The organism is Stenotrophomonas pictorum JCM 9942, from assembly GCF_001310775.1.
Lineage (GTDB): Bacteria > Pseudomonadota > Gammaproteobacteria > Xanthomonadales > Xanthomonadaceae > Stenotrophomonas > Stenotrophomonas pictorum.
This window is the reverse complement of record NZ_BAZI01000415.1, coordinates 1-2,179: the sequence shown is the minus strand read 5'-3', so window position 1 is coordinate 2,179 and position 2,179 is coordinate 1. Positions and strand designations below refer to the sequence as shown.

The 2,179-nt window shown below is 67.8% G+C and carries 2 protein-coding genes and 1 pseudogene; 1 reads left to right on the top strand and 2 read right to left on the bottom strand.

All coding sequences use genetic code 11. The features are described from left to right. Window positions 1-335: pseudogene (locus tag JCM9942_RS20300) on the bottom strand (alpha/beta fold hydrolase); the annotation flags it as partial. Continuing rightward, complete coding sequence (gene hemH, locus JCM9942_RS14445) at window positions 332-1,294, bottom strand: ferrochelatase (RefSeq protein ID WP_054660528.1); 963 nt, start codon at window positions 1,292-1,294, stop codon at window positions 332-334. The pseudogene JCM9942_RS20300 and the gene hemH, both read right to left, overlap by 4 nt. 154 nt (window positions 1,295-1,448) lie before the next feature. Here hemH and JCM9942_RS14440 point away from each other — a divergent pair. Continuing rightward, the coding region (locus tag JCM9942_RS14440; protein WP_054660526.1) for a lipid-binding SYLF domain-containing protein at window positions 1,449-2,179 on the top strand (731 nt) is incomplete at its 3' end.

Genomic DNA, 2,179 nt, shown 5'->3' with positions numbered 1-2,179 from the left:
CACCGCCGCGACCAGGCTGGCGATCGCCGCGCCCATCGAATGGCCCAGCAGCACGAAGCGGTCCCAGCCCAGCGCATCGGCGATGGCCAGCGTCTGCACGATCGCGTAGGGCGTGGTGTAGGGGGTGGTCGGCGGCAGGTGATCGCTCAGCCGTGACCGGGCAGATCCACCATCACCAGATCCAGTGTCGGCAGCTGCGCGGCCAGCGGCAGGAAGCTGGCCGCGTTGTCCAGCCAGCCGTGCAGGGCCAGCACCTTCAGCCCACCGGGCGTGCCGCTGCGCAGCGCCGCGACCGGTAGGCCATCGGCGATCAACTCCAGCGGCTGCACAGTCATCCCGGTTGCGCTGCGGCCAGGCGGGCCAGAGCACGGGCGTGCGCCGGCGCATCATTCAGGCAGGGGATGTAGCGCATCTGCGCGCCACGTTCGGCCAGGGTCTCGGTGAACCCCATCGCCACTTCTTCCAGAGTTTCCAGGCAATCGGTGGCAAAGCCGGGGCAGGCCACATCGATATGCCGGACGCCCGCGGCGGCCAGCTCCCACAGCATCGGCTCGGCATAGGGCTGCAGCCATTGCTCGCGGCCGAAGCGCGACTGATAACCCATGGCCCATTCGTGTGGCTGCAGTTCCAGCGCCGCGGCAATGGCATGCGCGCTGGCCTGGCACTGCTGCGGATAGGGGTCGCCATTGTTGGCCACCCGCTGCGGAATGCCATGGAAAGAGAACACCAGCTTCTCGGCGCGGCCGTGCTGCTGCCAGTAATCACGGATGGAGCCCGCCACCGTCGCCACCCAGGCCGGATCGGTGGCGTAGTCGCGGATGGTCTGCAGCGTGATGGATGGATTGCGGGCCTGCCAGCGCGCCAGCCTGTCTTCAATGGAGGCGGTGGTGGTGGTGGAGTACTGCGGATACAGCGGCAGCACCACGATGCGGCGGATGCCTTCGGCCACCAGCGCATCGAGCGCGTTGTCCAGCGCCGGTTGCCCGTAGCGCATCGCGTAACGCACGCGCCAGTGCGGCAGTTCCTGCTGCAGGCGCGCGGTCAGCCGCTGCGTGTAGACCGCCAGCGGCGAGCCTTCCGGCAGCCACACCTGCGCGTACTTGGCGGCCGAGCGACTGCTGCGCAGCGGCAGGATCACCCCGTACAACAGTGGTTTCCACAGCAGTGCCGGGATCGACACCACACGGGGATCGCTGAGGAATTCGGCCAGATAGCGACGCACCGCAGGAGCGGTGGGCGTCTCGGGCGTACCTAGATTGACCGCGAGCAGCGCGGTGATGGGTGCGTCGGACATGCGTACATTCTCGCAGGTCCCGCCGCTGCCGGCGATGCGGAGATGGCAACGCGGACGCGGCGCCGGATATCTCCGCTCACTGCGTATTCAGAGCGGCGCTCCTATTTTCAGGCACTTGCTTTATCTTCCTGTGCACCGACCTACGGAGTTAACCATGCGCCGCCTGCCGTGCCTTGCCCTGCTGCTGTCTGCCAGCCTGCTGTCCGCCAACGCCGTTGCCGGCCCGCAGGAGGATCAGCGCGCCCGCAATGCGGTACGCGTGCTGAGCGAGATCCAGAACATTCCCGAGCAGGCCATTCCCGACAAACTGCTGGACGAGGGCCGCGCGGTCATCGTCATTCCCGACACGATCAAGGCCGGGCTGGTGCTCGGCGGCCGTCGTGGCCACGGTCTGATGTCGGTGAAGATGGCCGATGGCAGCTGGTCCAACCCGGTGTTCATCAAGCTCACCGGCGGCAGCATCGGCTTCCAGGCCGGCGTGCAGTCCTCCGATGTGATTCTGGTGTTCCGCAACGACCGCAGCCTGGACAACATCGTCAACGGCAAGTTCACCCTCGGTGCCGACGCCGGTGTGGCCGCCGGTCCGGTCGGGCGCAGTGCCGCCGCCGCCACCGACGGCCAGCTCAAGGCCGAAATCTGGTCGTGGTCGCGCGCGCGCGGCCTGTTCGCCGGGGTCGCGCTCGATGGCGCGGTGCTGCAGATCGACGATGCCGCCAACCTCGACGCTTACGGCCCGAACACCACGCCACGGATGATCCTGGAAGGCCGTCTGAACGAGGCGCCGTCCAGTGATGTGGTGTCCTTCCGCGACCGTCTGGAGGAATCGACCTACGCCGCGCGTGAAAAGCGCGGTACCCAGGGCGCGCCGGCACCGGTGACCGCTTC

Coding starts and splice junctions, on each gene's coding strand:
- hemH (WP_054660528.1), bottom strand. CDS start 1,294: ATGTCCGACGCACCCATCACCGCGCTGCTCGCGGTCAATCTAGGTACG.